The sequence below is a fragment of the Collinsella sp. LCP19S3_F2 genome (assembly GCF_052121015.1).
Lineage (GTDB): Bacteria > Actinomycetota > Coriobacteriia > Coriobacteriales > Coriobacteriaceae > Collinsella.
Genome location: NZ_JBQKFA010000010.1, coordinates 1 through 15,409 on the forward strand (window position 1 = coordinate 1; position 15,409 = coordinate 15,409).

The 15,409-nt window shown below is 43.0% G+C and carries 15 protein-coding genes and 1 pseudogene; 15 read left to right on the plus strand and 1 reads right to left on the minus strand.

Features of this window, described 5'->3' with window-relative positions:
- The 15 genes and pseudogenes from ACTQX9_RS07955 to ACTQX9_RS08025 all read left to right on the plus strand — a co-directional run.
- Positions 1 to 326, plus strand: a 326-nt coding sequence (locus ACTQX9_RS07955; protein WP_441541055.1) for an Ig-like domain-containing protein, incomplete at its 5' end; no start/stop codon positions are given.
- Positions 327 to 381: 55 nt separating this feature from the next.
- On the plus strand, positions 382 to 789 hold the full coding sequence (locus tag ACTQX9_RS07960) for a phage head-tail connector protein (RefSeq protein ID WP_441541057.1): 408 nt from the start codon (positions 382 to 384) through the stop codon (positions 787 to 789).
- Between the two features lies 1 nt (position 790).
- Complete coding sequence (locus ACTQX9_RS07965; RefSeq protein WP_441541059.1) at positions 791 to 1,165, plus strand: hypothetical protein; 375 nt, start codon at positions 791 to 793, stop codon at positions 1,163 to 1,165.
- Positions 1,147 to 1,512, plus strand: coding sequence for a hypothetical protein (locus ACTQX9_RS07970; protein ID WP_441541061.1), 366 nt, complete (start codon positions 1,147 to 1,149; stop codon positions 1,510 to 1,512). Before ACTQX9_RS07965 ends, ACTQX9_RS07970 begins: the two co-directional genes overlap by 19 nt.
- A gap of 10 nt (positions 1,513 to 1,522) precedes the next feature.
- Positions 1,523 to 1,954 (plus strand): tail completion protein gp17, encoded by a 432-nt coding sequence (gene gp17, locus ACTQX9_RS07975; RefSeq protein ID WP_441541063.1) that lies wholly within the window; start codon positions 1,523 to 1,525, stop codon positions 1,952 to 1,954.
- A gap of 16 nt (positions 1,955 to 1,970) precedes the next feature.
- Positions 1,971 to 2,366, plus strand: a pseudogene (locus ACTQX9_RS07980) (phage major tail protein, TP901-1 family); the annotation flags it as partial.
- Between the two features lie 6 nt (positions 2,367 to 2,372).
- The gene (locus tag ACTQX9_RS07985) at positions 2,373 to 2,663 is read left to right on the plus strand and encodes an Ig-like domain-containing protein (RefSeq protein WP_441541179.1); all 291 of its coding nucleotides are present in this window, start codon (positions 2,373 to 2,375) and stop codon (positions 2,661 to 2,663) included.
- Positions 2,664 to 3,111: 448 nt separating this feature from the next.
- Positions 3,112 to 3,495, plus strand: a complete 384-nt coding sequence (locus ACTQX9_RS07990; RefSeq protein WP_441541065.1) for a hypothetical protein — start codon at positions 3,112 to 3,114, stop codon at positions 3,493 to 3,495.
- An 11-nt stretch (positions 3,496 to 3,506) separates the two neighbouring features.
- Positions 3,507 to 6,407, plus strand: a complete 2,901-nt coding sequence (locus ACTQX9_RS07995; RefSeq protein ID WP_441085747.1) for a phage tail tape measure protein — start codon at positions 3,507 to 3,509, stop codon at positions 6,405 to 6,407.
- Complete coding sequence (locus ACTQX9_RS08000) at positions 6,404 to 8,515, plus strand: distal tail protein Dit (RefSeq protein ID WP_441541067.1); 2,112 nt, start codon at positions 6,404 to 6,406, stop codon at positions 8,513 to 8,515. The genes ACTQX9_RS07995 and ACTQX9_RS08000 overlap by 4 nt, the downstream gene beginning before the upstream one ends.
- An 18-nt stretch (positions 8,516 to 8,533) precedes the next feature.
- The gene (locus ACTQX9_RS08005) at positions 8,534 to 12,259 is read left to right on the plus strand and encodes a phage tail spike protein (protein ID WP_441541069.1); all 3,726 of its coding nucleotides are present in this window, start codon (positions 8,534 to 8,536) and stop codon (positions 12,257 to 12,259) included.
- An 11-nt stretch (positions 12,260 to 12,270) separates the two neighbouring features.
- Positions 12,271 to 12,510: a hypothetical protein gene (locus ACTQX9_RS08010; protein ID WP_441541071.1), complete on the plus strand. Its 240-nt coding sequence runs from the start codon at positions 12,271 to 12,273 to the stop codon at positions 12,508 to 12,510.
- Between the two features lies 1 nt (position 12,511).
- Positions 12,512 to 12,664: a CD1375 family protein gene (locus ACTQX9_RS08015; protein ID WP_441541073.1), complete on the plus strand. Its 153-nt coding sequence runs from the start codon at positions 12,512 to 12,514 to the stop codon at positions 12,662 to 12,664.
- 11 nt (positions 12,665 to 12,675) lie between these two features.
- Complete coding sequence (locus tag ACTQX9_RS08020; protein ID WP_441541075.1) at positions 12,676 to 13,770, plus strand: BppU family phage baseplate upper protein; 1,095 nt, start codon at positions 12,676 to 12,678, stop codon at positions 13,768 to 13,770.
- A 40-nt stretch (positions 13,771 to 13,810) separates the two neighbouring features.
- On the plus strand, positions 13,811 to 14,839 hold the full coding sequence (locus ACTQX9_RS08025; protein ID WP_441541077.1) for an N-acetylmuramoyl-L-alanine amidase: 1,029 nt from the start codon (positions 13,811 to 13,813) through the stop codon (positions 14,837 to 14,839).
- 42 nt (positions 14,840 to 14,881) lie between these two features.
- On the opposite strand, the gene ACTQX9_RS08030 is transcribed toward ACTQX9_RS08025, so the two are convergent.
- Positions 14,882 to 15,382 carry a hypothetical protein gene (locus tag ACTQX9_RS08030; protein WP_441541079.1) on the minus strand — a complete coding sequence of 167 codons (501 nt, stop codon included), beginning with the start codon at positions 15,380 to 15,382 and terminating at the stop codon, positions 14,882 to 14,884.
- Positions 15,383 to 15,409: the final 27 nt, after the last annotated feature.

Sequence of the window (15,409 nt, forward strand, 5' to 3'; positions counted from 1 at the left end):
CTAGAGTAGAGAACGGTACAGAGTCTGATAAGGCTACTTTTAAAGTCACTACAGCAGCTCAGAAAGTAACTGGTATCACACCTTCTCAGCAAACTATGTCAATTAAAGTAGGAGATGCTGACCGAGCAGTGTCATTCGCTGTTGCACCAGCTAATGCTACGAATAAAGAGTTGACTATTGAATCAACTAACCCAGCAGCTGCAACATATGTTGGGGGAAAAGTTCATCCAGTAGCTGAGGGTACAACTGACATTACCGCAACTGCTAAAGACGGTTCTGGAGTAACTGCTAAAATTGCTGTAACAGTATCTCCAGCAGCGGAGTAAGACTAACAAGGGGTTAGGGAAAGAATCCCTAGCCTCTTTTTTATAGGAGGTCATTATGGAAGAGCAAAAAGCTTTATTAGATGCTTTCAACGCCTATCAACAAGCCGACCTTCCTCCAGATGTAGAAGCTATTGATATATCCGAAATCAAGCTTATGCTAGGCTACTTCAACTCGTCTATTCGAGACAACTTGCTGAAAGTCCTTAAGAAACGTGCCAGACAGCATATCTGCCAAGTTATCAACGTCGAGGTAACCAAATTCCCAATGGAGCTTGATTACATAGCCGATGAACTAACTGCCGCAAGGTTGTCCAGTCTGAACTCGGAAGGACTTAAAACAGAGTCTACTGACATCACTCGTTACGACTACAAAGACGACATCTATTTAAACTGGATGTCAACTCTCCACGCATGGGCTGATAACAACGGCACATACAAGGGTAGAAAGTTTAGGATGATGTGATATGAAGATTAATGAAATCATTGACCTCATCCAGTACAATGACTTTACTGATACTGACGACGACTTCGGAACGCTTATCCCAACGCCTACCATAGTTGCTAGAGGGATTCCTGCCGCTGTCGGAAGCATGGCCACAGACCAGAAGCTACTTATGAACCAAGATGTCCAATGGCTTCCAAGGTATCGGGTACAGCATAAGATATACGAGTTGAAAGACTTAGTAATTGATGCGGTAAGATTCCACTCCACTGGCAAGGTGTATAACATCTATGAGAATAATACCACTGGAGTTAACCAAACAGTCTCTTACCTAGTTGAGTACCGAGACTATAGACGTACTAAGGAGGATGGTACTATATGGGAAGGGTACGAATAGACATCATAAAGAAGATTAACTTCGACAAACTTATCGACGACTGGTTGGATGAGACTGAGAGAGCTATGGACACAAATACCCACCAGATGAGACAAGCTGTTAAGTATAACATCCACGCTCATGACAACATTGATACGTCTACTTTGATTAGCAATTTAGAGGCTGAGACAAAAGTCTCTAGAGGAGGGCGTATCTCATATGGAATAGTTAAATCAAACGTCTCTGGAAACCCTAAAGGACACAGAGGCTATGCTCCAATCGTTGAACGTAACTACCCAAACTTTATACCGGCTTTGGAAGAGTATACGGACAGGATGTTGGATAAGCTTATGAAAATTAACATCTAGGAGGATTCTTATGAGTAGACCATTATTCCGTGCAAGAAGTTCCTCCGTAAGTCTTCAACGAGCTATCGTAAAAGCTCTCAGAGCAGAAGGTATAAACGTCTGGGATGGAACTAAAACAATGCCCGAACTACCCTTTGTAAAGATTGGCGAAGAGTTGACATCTGGTAAAGTCACCTCAAAAGATACTTACGGAAAGATGCACAACTTAACGCTTCACTTATGGAGTGACTACTCAAGCTCTATAGAGACTAAAGCTCTGGGAGACTTTTTGGTAGATAGGCTTGTTAACTCTCCATTAGAACTGGAAGATGGCTTTTGCGTAGTCAATGCAAATCTTGACCACGTGCGTTATACCGAAGCTTCTAATGGAACATTTAAAAACAATCGAGGATACTTGTTCTTAGACTTTGAAGTCGCAGACTCTTTAGTAAATCCACGATAAGAAAAGGAGAATACACATGGCAGAAGTATGTAAATCACGCTTCGTACGAGGCACAGCCGTTCTGATTGAAGTTCAAGATGAAGCTGGCGAATGGACTAAAGTAGCAGCCCAACGAGGCGGAACATTAAACCGCTCCGCAGATACTTTGGACACCACTAACAAAGAAGGTTTCGGATGGGCTGACAACGAGCAAGGTCAGAAGTCTTGATCAATCGATTGTGACGGATTGTTCGTAGAGGACAATGCAGGTTTCCAAGCGTTGAATGCAGCTTGGGTAAATGGAGACTGTGTTCGTGTACGAGTTCATTTCCCATCGGGCTTGACATATGTTGGACAAGCTATTCTGACAGACTTCCCGATCGACTTACCATATGACGATGCTGTAACTTACAGCTTGACATTCAATGGTAAAGGTGCTTTGGAAGAGCAGCAAGTAGCTCCAACAGTCTTGCCAACAGGCTTGACAGTAAATGGGGTACCACCCGAAGGTATTACAGTTGGAGGAACAGCTACACTGACTCCGGTATTCACTCCGGAAAATACTTCCGATAAGTCTGTTACGTACACTTCATTAGTACCATCTATCGCAACTGTAGATCAGAGTGGTAAAGTAACTGGTGTAAAAGCTGGTACAGCATCTATCAACGTTCGTTCGACAGTCAACACAGCAATCTCTACAACAGTAGATGTTGTGGTAAAGGAAGCATAGCAGTAACGCCACCAAGCAACCTAATGTCAAGCGACGTTACTGCGACATCTGTTAAATTAGCTTGGCAATAACAATCAAGGGGTTGGGGAATTAATCCCTAGCCCCTTTTATCATGGAGGACTAGACATGCTAATAAAATTTCAAGGCAAGAATATAGACTTGCGAATGACTTATAAATCAATCCACTTTCTTGAGTTAGCCTTCGGGAAAGCTTACATAGACTTCGTAGCAGAGCAAACGCCCTTTAACCAGTCTCTCTACTTATTCTGGGCGATGCTACAAAACATTCCCGAATATGAGGGTAAAGATGTACTGGAAGTATCTGATCTTCTACAGAAGTCTCTGGATGAGTATGAATTTACTTTAACAGAATACTTCGAAAAAGTCAATCAGAGTTATCAATCTAGTATTATAATTAAACAACTCTTTGAGAAAGAGCCTAACCCAGATGAAGAAAAGTCTCCCAGAAACATCGGAGGACGTCGATTCTCCGCTTTTAGACGTAAGATACTTCATGATATTATGTTCAGACTTAGAAATTTCAGTCAACGATTTCTGGACAAGCACTCCTAATGAGTTTAATGGATTGATGAGAGGAGCTTACCAACGTCATGCAAGAGAGGCTGGACTGTTCTTTACCTTGTTCAAACAGCCTGCTAAAGGTAAGCCAATAAGCTACGACGAATATGTTGGTTTTAAACTTTACAGAGACCTAGACTATATTCCAGAATCCGAGATAACTACGGAAGACTTACTGAGAGATATGGACGAGGAAGACCGTAGAGCTTTTGCCAAACAAGAATTAGACAATGTATTTAATATGTTTGATTAGGAGGAACTATAATGGCAGATAAGGAAATGCGAATAAAGGTTTCCGTAGATAATAACCAATACGTCAAAGCCATGCAGTCTATGGGAAAGGTTCAAGATGGAGTTACTAGCAAGCTTTCTCAGTCTGCTAAAGTCTTATCTGGAACTACTGGTACTGTTGAGAAGTCTCAGAAAGGTATTCTAGGGATGGGTAAAGCTTGGGTATCGGCTAACACAGGCTTAGGTACCTTTACTGCTGGACTAACTCCAATGACTGCTGCTATCTCGCTTGGGTCACAGGCTGTTAAGATAGCTGGTAAGTATGCTATTGATGCAGTTAAAAGCTATGCTACCTTTGAAGGAACTCTGAAACAGGTTCAGATAGTTGCTGGAGGTACTCAAGCAGATATGGACATGCTTGGGGACAAGGCTATCGAAATTGGAGGTAAGACTTCCAAAGGTGCTCAAGAAGTTGTAGAGGCCATGGTAGACTTTGCCAAGTTAGGTTTTACAGCTACTGAGACAGCCGATGCGATGGAGGGTATCGTATACGCAGCCGAAGCTTCTGGGTCAGCTGTTGATACAACTGCTCAAATCGTTGCCGCAGCTTTGAATACATGGAACCTAGCAGCTGGCGACTCGGAACACATTGCCGATGTTTTGGCAGAGACTGCTAACAAGACCGCAGCTGATATGACAGACTTAGGATATACCTTCCAATATGCTGGAGCTTCTGCTCAGCTAGGTGGAGCTTCTATGGAGCAGTTAGCAGCGTATACCGGTATCATGGCTGACCAAGGCATCCGAGGTTCAAAAGCTGGTACAGCTCTCCGGACAGCCTTCACTAACTTAACTTCCCCAACTGATAAGGCAGCGGCTGCTTTAGATGAATTAGGAATCAAGTTAGAAGATGCCGAAGGTAAGGCACGGCCGATCCCAGACGTTATCGCAGATTTACAGAACGCAGCTCAGAACATGTCCAAAGCTGAAATCCTAGATCTATCAACAATCTTATTTGGTAAGACTGGTGCAGCTGGTATGTCAATGGTCTTGCAAAAGACTAATCAAGAGACAGACGACCTAGTTCAATCACTGGTTAACTCCACAGGTACAGCAGCTAAACAAGCTGGGGAGATGCGTAAGACTATGGAAGGACAGCTCGATCAGTTAGGAGATAGCTGGGATGCCCTTAAGCTAAAGATTGGTAAAGGCATTACTGGTACTATTGGGCTTAAAGGTGTAGAACTTGCTAACAAGGGTTTGGACTTAGTTAATGATGCCATTGATGGAGTTACTAAACAATTTGACAGAATCAAAGACTATGAGAAATGGTTTGGAACAGTTAAAATGCCGTGGGATGAGTGGGCAGAAGCTTTGCGCCCAACTTCGACAGAGGCTAGTAGATTTACAGAAGCTTTGGTAAATATGAAAGACAACCTCATGGAAGTCCAAACTCAAGACCCTATTTCAGCCATGTTTGGAAGCAAGGCGCAGGAGCAGATTGAATTAGTTAACCAAGTGTTTAAAGACCTAGACGCTCAAGCAGCTTCTTTCAGCTTTATCTCCGCAGATAAGTTAGATGAGCTTACGGTAGCTACTGGTACAGTTGTATCAACCCTACAATCTACTAGTGCACAGGTTGCTGTAGAGACTGCTAAATGGCAGGCTGACCCTAACTACAATCCATCGAAGGCTATAGCAGCAGCCGTTCAAACTGGATTACCTGACTTACAGACAGCTCTCGGAACACAGTTGGCTACCATTCAAGAAAGCAATACGAACAAGTTAAATGCCTTGACAACGTTCATCAACAACAGTGATACGATTGATAATGAGCATAAAGCAGCTGCTCTAGCAGCTCAAGCTACCCACAATGCCAACCAAGAGCAATCTATCTCTGACAACAATGCTAAGATTCTGGAGCTGTATTCTAACCTTGGAAGCATGTCTGTCTCAGAACGTGAATCAGCCTTGGCACAGATTGACAGCTTGACCCGCCAAAATGCTCAACAAGTAGTTGATACTACAACGGCTCAAAAAGCTGCAGTTATCCTAGCTCTCAAAGCCCAAGCATACTCATCAGGAAGAATCACACAAGAACAGAAGGATAAGGCTATTAAAGATGCCGATGCTCAGAGAGACTCTACTGTACAAGCAGCTCAGCAACAGTATGTCCAATCTGTTGCTGCCATCAAAAGCATGTCGAGTGAAGCTATTAGAGCTACAGGGAAGACTAAAGTGAAACTTATCCAAGATGCACGTAACCAGATGACAGAGACAGTCACGAATGCTCAAACGATGAGGGACGACACGGTTGAGGCTATCGAAGGTATCGAGACTAAAGCTAACTCGGTAGATGGTAAAGAGATTACTGTAAAGGCTAAAAAGTCTGGGTTCGACACTGTTATGACAGCTATCCAAAATCTAATTAGTATAATTCCTGCTGGAGGAGTTATCAACCTAGCTGTAAACGCCACTAGGACTATTGTTGAAAAGGTTTCTAAGTGGGGTAAAGCACGTGGAGGTCTAGTCTCTGGAGCAGGCACTCGCAAAGCTTCCGGTGGACTTGTCAGTGGAGCTGGAGGATATGGAATAGGTTCTGGTTCAGCTACCTATAACCCTAACATGACAGCCTTTGGAACAGGCAACCAATTGGGACAAAGAGGCATTTCACAGGGGGTTACACACAATGAAAGAGGTCGAGAAGCCATCATCCCAATCCAGAATGGGACTTACATGAGACCATTCGCAAGAGCTATTGCAGACGAGCTGAAAGCTTCTGGAGCAGCAGGTGGGGGAGATATTCCAGAGATCATCGTACCTGTTTACCTAGACACTACGGAAATCGTCCGAGCAACCTCTAAAAAGATGACTGAGCAACAGCAGTTCGATGCCAAGCTTACGAATCGACCGAAAGGAAAGATGAATCGATGAACTCAACATACGTTCCTGTATATACTCCTCATACGACTTATCCCTTAGCCCCTTCGTTGGGCTGGGGGGGCGGCGATGCTCTAGGATGGATTCCCTATAACGTAGACTCCATGACAGAGATTACCCCAGCTTCTGGAACAACTTATGTACAGTCTCAGCAGATTCCTGAGAATGGTATTCAGATCACTCTTGGATTCGACGTGATGGGAGCTATTGCAAGAGAGTTTCCGGAGTTCTTCCAAGACTGTTACATCGAGGCAGACAAGATTGCCAAAGTCCGTGAAAGGACTCGTGAGTATCTCTTCTCAGTAACTGCCAATCATAATGTGGAAGTATACTTAGAAAGTGAAGATACACAGCTTGCTAGAAAGTCTACTGGAAGCCAAGGAACTTTCACTTGGACAATATCTTCTGAGAAACCTTTGGACGACTATACGTTTGACAATGGATGGGTTTATCTGTCAGTGGTCGTGCCAGCAGCTACTTCACTAGCTGACCTAAACCTGTCGGCAACAGTCACACCTAAGTTTCTCTTTGACCCAGTCTATGACACGAAGCCTCGAACATTCCGTTATAATGGATTGAAACAACCTTACTACCTATTTGTAAGAGACATCAACCGCTCTGTGCTACCAGCTGTTAACAACCTTCTGACAGCCTATGACAGAGGCAAACGTAACTTCAACTATGGTAAAACTTATGGAGACCGTGTTATCTCTATGAACTGCTTTATCAAAGCTAACCAAGAAGATGATATTCCATATCTAATCGAAGACTTGGCAAACTTCTTGGACATTGGAGAAACAACTATCCGATTTGCTGACTCGAAAGACCGTTCTTGGAAAGTCGTATTTGAAGGAGCTTCTGAGATAAACCAAAGCCTTAATGTTGGAGACTTCACATTGAACTTCCGGTGTATCGAAGTAACTTCTTATGGCGAGGAAGTAACTGGTAAAGTAACTATGGACACCGACGAAGGAACCTTCTTTCAAATCTTCAATGAGGGGACAGCAGAGACTCATCCAGTTATGAAAATAACCTTTGAAGAAGATTCTCCAATGGTTAACATTGTAGGTATGGGAGAGTCAGAGAACGTAACTCTTGGTTATGACTCGTCGGAAGGAACTGGAACTGGTACAAATTTCGACCCAATGCCTTGGCAATTCTCAGAGTTCTATGATAACATGAACTCCTTGAAACAGATGGATAATAATACGACTCCTAGTTTCTTATTATATCAAGACTTTATCAGAAACACAACCCTTGAAACTACGGTTGGTACATTGAAACTCAAGAATAATAAGTTCCCTAAAGTAGATCGAAAAACTGTCGGGTACAAATGGTATGGTGGAGGCATTACAAGAGTTAACCCGAAAGCTTTGAATGACTTCGCCTTGGAGATAGCTTTTTCAACTCAAGGAAATCCTCAATACTGGACTGACCATCATATGTATATAATCCTGTACGACGACCAGATGATACCTTTTGCCAACGTAGCTTTCGGCTATGTAGCTAAGCAGAAGAAGATTCGATTCCACATTGCAACTATGGGCTCATCTACTCAAGATGAAGTCCGTATCAGCCCTGGATGGGGAGGTAAAGAGTGGTACAACTTTACTGGTAAGATTACTATCGAACGTAAGGATAACCGTTGGAGACTTCAAGCAGGCCAGTTCAAGTCTAAGAAACGTTCTCCAATGATTGGCTCTGACTTACAGTATGGCACTTCGATGCTGAGGAACGTCCGCTCGACAGGCTTCCGTTCACTTCCTCAAGAGACTTGGAATAGGAAGTTTGCAGCTTATGGAGTCTTGTATGCAAACATTGACAACAGACCTCAGATTAACCGATGGGCAGTCCATCACACTAAGTGCTGGGAAATCTTGCAAAAGCCTGCCAACAGCCCTCAGATAACTCGCTCATTCAAGAAGGACGATGAGCTTATCGTAGACTTTACCAAAGGCCAAGTATGGCTTAATGGAACAATCGCCCCATCTTATGTACAGCCTTCCACAGACTGGTTCTCGTTGAAGCCTGGCAAGAATACTTTGGGAATATCTGGAGTAAAGGGTAAGGTGGAGTATGAGTACACCAATCGCTACAAATAAACTTTAGGAGGAAACTCAATGATTACAGTCTTAAGTCCACAGGGAGTATATCGTGGAAACTACGTAAATAATATTCCAAATGCTACTCCTTATTTTGATGACAAATTTACCGACAACTTAGAAACAATGCAGACTACTCTTGAGTTTGCAGTACCCCTCCAAAGCGAAGATAGTGAATGGTTGGAAGGATTCGGAACAGTCTTGTACCCAGATAAAGATAACGTTCTTAGAGAGCTTACTATCATCAACGTATGGGAGGACTGGTCACAAGAGCAGCCTCTCAAACGAGTGGTGTGTGAAGACTCCTCTGTGGATGCTTTGTTAAAGTCTCACGTGGTACCTTTCACAGCAGGTAACTTACGAGATGCTATTGCAGGAGCTTTACGAACAACTCCTTGGGAGTATATTATCGGGTCTGATACAATCAACATCGGCTACGAGTTAGTTGACGTAAAAGAGTACACAGATGTCCGAAGCACTCTGGAAAAAATCCGAGAGCTGTACGACATCGAGTATCGCTTTAGTGTTAAGTTTGATGGACAACGTATCACAAGAGTGCTCCATGTCTATAAACGCTTTGGAAGTAACACTGGTAAATACTTTGTATATGACCGTGATCTAATCAACATTGAGCGTACAGTAGACTTCGACAATATCCATACAGCCATCCTTCCTTACTGGATGGAACAAGACGTTGTTAGAACGCTTGCAGGATACTCTCCTATTAACAAAATTAATGGATTCCGGAAAGACAATCCAATGGATATTATCATTCATGAAGCAGCTCACAACGACTATGACCAAGGAGACTATGCAAAAGTCCTTATCATGAAGTCGTCTTCAACAGACCCCGAACTAACTTATCTTGAAGCTTGTAATAAGCTGTTGGACTACATTGCTCCCACGTATACGTACACAGTTAACGTACTACTCCTTGAGAATGCTTTGGGCTTTGAAGGGACTGAACAAATCCATCTAGGAGACACTGTATGGCTTAAGGAAAAAGTTGGGGATATGGAGTTAGGTTTGGAAGCTCGGGTAGTCGAGTTGGTAACTTCTCACAACAATCCAGAAGACGACCAAGTAACCTTTACTAACTTCAAAGAGATTTCCACGGCTGACTCGGAAGATGTCTTAGCTCTTCGGGATATGATTAATCAGATTCAAAATCAGCAAGACCAAATCAATCAAGTAGTTGTCCAAGTAACTGAGGACATCACAGTATTGCAACAAGGCCAAGAAGGAATCATTGAACAGCTTGGAGACGTGCCTTCTGTAAGCGTTGGGGATACGCCTAACCCAAATCCTAAAGAAGGAGATATCTGGTTCCTTGATGCAGTTGACCCAGAGACTGGTAAGACGTATTCAACAATTAGAATATGGAATGAAACTACAGGAGAATGGCAAGACCGCTACTCTGCAAAGGATGCCGAAGAAGCGCAAGCTGCTGCTAACGAAGCTGCTCAAGCAGGTAAAGATGCTCAAGCTGCTGCCGATGATGCTAAAGAAGCTGCCCAAGATGCCGCAGCAGCTGGTCAAGCAGCGCTGGACAAAGCTAATCAAGCAGTTACTGATGCAGCCAATGCAAAAGCTCAAGCAGATGCTATTCAAGTAGATGTTGAAGGACTCCAGACAGACGTTACAAATGCACAGGCTGATGCTACCAAAGCTCTGACAGACTCTGCTACAGCGATCTCTAAAGTTGGTCAAGTTGATAGCAAAGTAACGACTGTCACGAATGATGTTAACGGTATGAAAACTACCATCTCAGACATTGAGACAGTTCAAGGAGAGACTACTCAGAAGCTTACAGAAGTTGAAACGAATGTTAATGGACTTACCGTAACCGTAGGACAGGTTAAAACAACTGCCGACTCAGCTCTTTCAAAAGCTACTACTGTTGAAACGACTGTGGATGGTTTGAAAGCAACTGTTGGAGAAGTCAAGAAAACCGCTGACGGAGCTATGTCCAAAGCTACTCAAGTAGAAGCTACAGCAGATGGTTTGAAAGTAACTGTTGGAGAAGTCAAGACAACTGCTGATGGAGCGATGCAAAAAGCTACTCAAGTAGAAGCTACTGTGGATGGACTTAAGACAACTGTATCGGAAGTTAAAACTACTGCCAATAATGCTTTTACTAAAGCTACACAAGTTGAACAGACTGCTAATGGATTGACTAGTACGGTTAGTCAAGTGGAGTCAGATTTAAATGGGTTAGAGATTGGCGGACGGAATTATTACAGACAAGACAATTCTGTTACAGTAACAGATCCGGACGTTAAATTTGAAAGAACAGCAGCAGCGCCTAACGGTTTTAAATTAACAGGAGCACAAGACAGAAACGGTACTGTTAGGATTAATAACGTGATTACGTCAAACGGATACTGGACAGTTTCTTTTGATTTAAGAGGGTCACAAAGCGTAACATCGTATTTCATTCTTGATATTTGTGATTTGAATCCTACTATGTTTGCAGTTACTGCTGATAATAATTGGCGAAGAGTATCCCTGACTGTCAACGTTACTAATTACACTGCGGAAGTTTATAACTTTGTGGAGTTTCAAAATATTGCTTGGGCATATTTCTTCATCAAAGATTTTAAAGTGGAAAAAGGAAATAAAGCAACTGACTGGACACTAGCACCAGAGGACATGGCCACCGCTTCCCAGATTACCCAATTAGCTGACCAAATCAATTTAAAAGTTAATAAGAATGGAGTCATTGCACAGATCAGTGTTTCTTCGGAAGGAGTTCTGATAGACGGTAAATACGTCCACATTACTGGTACAACGACCATCGACAACGCTGTTATCAAGACTGCCAACATAGCTGACCTAGCTGTGTCAAACGCTAAGATAGCCAACCTAGCAGTCAACGGTGCCAAGATTGCTGATGCATCTATTACAACAGCTAAGATAGGAGACCTCCAAGTATCCACTGCCAAGATTGCTAACCTAGCTGTCACAGATGCTAAGATAGGCTCTCTGTCAGCCAGCAAGATTACAACTGGTACATTGGATGCTGGAAAGATTAATGTAATCAACTTGAGTGCCTCTAGCATAACTTCTGGAACACTCTCTGGATTGACAATTCAATCTCCGTATGATCGACCTATAACAGATGGTTCCACAACTTGGCAACGAGGAACTCTTACTCTAAGTAACGGTTTATATACCAATGAGTGGGAAACCTATGTTAAGTCTACAGGAGTCAAAAACATTTCAGGTAAGCTAATTATTGACCACCAAGCCCTTTCCTCTTATCAATTGGATAGTTCTGGACAATTAGAATACAACATGCAGTTGTCTCCTTACGCACTAACACTTCAAACCAAAGATGGCAAAGGCGGTTCGTTTTCTTACAACGACTTATATAGTATGCCTCGAGCAGGAATACCAGCAGCAGCTGGATTTGAGCCTTATAGCAGCGACCCTAGTTCGGGTAACTACCCTTCTGCAACTAGGAAGGGCCGGTTAGTTCAGTTAGCCGGTTCATTTAGAAATACAGTAGTTATCCCAGCAAGCGGAGATATAAGGAAAATGGGTACAGCACCAATATGGGCAAGGCCTATTCAGGATGTCAATACAATTGTTCAGGGTTCTCAAATGAATAGATACTTATTATCTGTCCTAACAGATGGAACCATCGGAGTAGCTAGATATGGTACAAGTTCAAACTATGAACAAATAAATACAGGTCATTGGTTAAATATTGCAACAGTATATGCAGGACGAGATGTATAGGAGGAATATGAATGACTGATAAACAGAAACGCTTTGCCAATCTTTTCAAGGAATCTGGACATGAATTAACTCCAGAACTTAGCAAGCTTTTTGACGAGATTCTAATGGAAGAATTTAATGATAACCCTGAGCTTATGACAGCTTTTATGGACAACCTCCAAGGCATTCCTGAGTCTCCACTAGATCAGCAAGTTGTTATGCTTCAAGAAACTGTTCTACAACTTTCAGAACTACTTATGGGAGGAATGTAAAATGGATAAATACTCTCCACTAGCACGTCTCTACGCCCTAGCTATTGTAAAAGGCTTGGGCGGACGGACTATCAACAGTGTTCCATCTAGCTTACGTGAAGACGTTCAAGCAATCTTGGACAATCATATGGACGAACTAAAAGCGATGTTATAGGAGGAAGCCTTATGCAAAGAATAAATTTAGATACTTCTCGAAAGGCTACCAACCAAGACGTAAAGGTTTATATACGAACTGGGGAAAAGGAGTTTACAACTATCGGAGTCAGTCTTACAACGTATGGTATCCCGAACGACTTGACTGGCTTCACGGTAAACTTTGAAGGAGCCAATGCTGAGGGAAGATTTAGTGGTGGAGGTGCAAAGATTGTCAACGCCGCTAACGGACAGATTGAATACACCTTCACGCCTACCGATGCAGCTGTTGAAGGCTGGTTCGAAACAGCTTACTTCGTCATTAAGAAGGGCGATGAAATCGAGGGCACCACAGAGGCTTTCAGAGTCCATGTAAGCCGTCGGGTAGACATTGACGATACACAGGCAGCAGCTGGGGTAAATACTCTACAAGAGACTATTAATGCCTTGGAAGCTACTTTCAATGAGTGGAAAGCTTCTCGGGAAGCTGATTATGCAGGGCTACAGACACAGGCTGATGCACTAGCCACTCAAATAACTTCTGCAAAGGCTGACTTGGATGCTAAGGTAGCAGCAGCTCAAACAGCCGTCGGAACAGCTAAGGCAGATGCTCTGGCAGCAGTTGACGATGCTGTTGCAAAACTGAATACAGCCATTGAAGATTTTAATGCAGCTGACTTCTATACTAAGGCAGAAGCCGATGCACTGCTGTTGCAAAAGGTTGATCGATCGTCTTACGATGGACTGTACACAACGTCTAAAGCAGCTATCACTCCAATGAGTGGATTTGTGGAATATAATACCAATAGCGCTTCGGCAAACTTCCCACAGGCTATCAGAAGATTTGGGGTGGTAACTACTAAAGGAGCTTTCAAAAACAATTCAGAGGTAGTATTGTCGGGTAATGATGCCATATTTACCATGGGTCAACTCCCAGTAGGGTATCGCCCGGCAGAGGATTTGAACTTTATCGCCCAAGGTTCATGGATGAACAAGTATCTTGTTACTGTTACTAAAGGTGGTCTGATAACTGGTGCAAGGTATGGTACTAACTCTACAGTAAACATTCCAGCAGGCTCTTGGCTAAATATTGGAATGACCTTCGTAGCATTAGAACAGGACACCTAAGTCATTTTGTGGGTATATCCCACAGAGGAGGAATTAACATATGAAATACATTAATAAGAGCGTTTGTCGAGGCGTAGCAGGACGACGTGCCAGAGGATGGAAGCCTTTGGGTATCGTTATCCACAATGATGGTGGCTCAATGACTCCGGAAGCTTATGTAGAATGGCTTGCCAATAAGTCTACTACACAGCTTCAAGCAGGCTTTGCTCACTACTATGGTAACCGTAACACAATGGCTCGTGTAGAAGATACTTACAATGGAGCTTGGCACGTAGCTAACTACAACGGTAACATGGACTATGTCGGATACGAAGTTTGTGAGTCTCTGAAAGTTTCTGACAAAGACTTCATCGCAAACGAAGAAGCAGTATTCCAACAAGCTGCTAAAGACATGAAAGACTGGGGATTAACTCCATCTCGAACAACTGTTAAGCTTCACAGAGCCTTTGTACCGACTGATTGCCCACACCGTTCATGGGCGTTGCATGTAGGTAGAGGAGCAGCTGATACAACAGCTAACCGCAACAAGTTGGTAGACTACTTCGTAGCTCGTATCAAACACTACATGGGCGGAGGAAACAACAACAGCAACTCCGGAAGCAAGCCAAATACTGGTGGAAACAGTGGAGGTAACAAGATTACAAATACTACTAAGTTTAATAATGGAGACAAAGTAAAAGTCTTGGCAAAGGCTACTAAATATCAGACTGGTCAGTCTATCCCAAGCTTTGTCAAAGGTCAGACTTACACCGTTAAAGACTCTAAAGTAGTTAACCAATCAGTCTCCAAATACGCCTTCCTATTGGATGGAGTTAACAGCTGGTTCTTGGCACAAGACTTGCAGAAAGTCTCTGGGGGATCCACTGGATATGCTGCTAAGAAAGTCGGGGACACAGTTACTGTCCAAAGCTTTGCCTCTCGCTATCAAACAGGAGAACCTATTGCCAGCTTTGTAAAGGGTAAGAAGTATAAGATCAAGCAGGTTAAATCCGTCAAACAGTCTAAGTCAAAACGTGCTTACCTGTTAGATGGAATCCAGTCATGGGTTCTTGAACAAGACGTTAAATAGCATAGTAAAAGACCTCTCACAAAACTGTGGGAGGCCTTTTTGTTACTCTTCGGAAGCAGCGGTATTCATCTTTTCAAAAGCTTCGTCAAAGCTATCAAACAGCTCGTCGAAGTTTTCAAGGAACGTGTCAAAGACTTCTGCCTCAGCTCCGGAAAGAGGTTCTTGATAGTTATAGGAGATGTTTGCAATGGCGTTTACCAAGTCTTGGGTAGATAGCTCTCCGAAGGTTATCTCTTCTTTCTGGAGCTCTTTCAAGGCTTCGGTATACTCGTCTTGCACAGCTTTTGGAATGTTCCAAGAAGTTCCACCAGACTCGTTGACATTCTTAATTAGATTGCCCTCATCATCTCGTTCTCCAAACTCTTCGATAAGCTCCATCTGCTCTTCTGCATAAGCTTCCTGCTGCTTGTTAAGCCATTTTATAAAGCGTGTACGCTTACGGCTCTCTTGACGAGTTAGGTTAGGCATGTTGTAAAAGATTCGTGCCAAGATTGTAATATGAGCGTTTGGAATCTTAGCTGTTAAAAGTTCTGGTAAAGTCATTTAATCATCCTCCATAAAGTTATATCA

Excerpts from the sequence above, each read along its gene's own strand:
- ACTQX9_RS07960 (WP_441541057.1), top strand. The coding sequence starts at position 382 with ATGGAAGAGCAAAAAGCTTTATTAGATGCTTTCAACGCCTATCAACAA.
- ACTQX9_RS07965 (WP_441541059.1), top strand. The coding sequence starts at position 791 with ATGAAGATTAATGAAATCATTGACCTCATCCAGTACAATGACTTTACT.
- ACTQX9_RS07970 (WP_441541061.1), top strand. The coding sequence starts at position 1,147 with ATGGGAAGGGTACGAATAGACATCATAAAGAAGATTAACTTCGACAAA.
- gp17 (WP_441541063.1), top strand. The coding sequence starts at position 1,523 with ATGAGTAGACCATTATTCCGTGCAAGAAGTTCCTCCGTAAGTCTTCAA.
- ACTQX9_RS07990 (WP_441541065.1), top strand. The coding sequence starts at position 3,112 with ATGAAGAAAAGTCTCCCAGAAACATCGGAGGACGTCGATTCTCCGCTT.
- ACTQX9_RS07995 (WP_441085747.1), top strand. The coding sequence starts at position 3,507 with ATGGCAGATAAGGAAATGCGAATAAAGGTTTCCGTAGATAATAACCAA.
- ACTQX9_RS08000 (WP_441541067.1), top strand. The coding sequence starts at position 6,404 with ATGAACTCAACATACGTTCCTGTATATACTCCTCATACGACTTATCCC.
- ACTQX9_RS08005 (WP_441541069.1), top strand. The coding sequence starts at position 8,534 with ATGATTACAGTCTTAAGTCCACAGGGAGTATATCGTGGAAACTACGTA.
- ACTQX9_RS08010 (WP_441541071.1), top strand. The coding sequence starts at position 12,271 with ATGACTGATAAACAGAAACGCTTTGCCAATCTTTTCAAGGAATCTGGA.
- ACTQX9_RS08015 (WP_441541073.1), top strand. The coding sequence starts at position 12,512 with ATGGATAAATACTCTCCACTAGCACGTCTCTACGCCCTAGCTATTGTA.
- ACTQX9_RS08020 (WP_441541075.1), top strand. The coding sequence starts at position 12,676 with ATGCAAAGAATAAATTTAGATACTTCTCGAAAGGCTACCAACCAAGAC.
- ACTQX9_RS08025 (WP_441541077.1), top strand. The coding sequence starts at position 13,811 with ATGAAATACATTAATAAGAGCGTTTGTCGAGGCGTAGCAGGACGACGT.
- ACTQX9_RS08030 (WP_441541079.1), bottom strand. The coding sequence starts at position 15,382 with ATGACTTTACCAGAACTTTTAACAGCTAAGATTCCAAACGCTCATATT.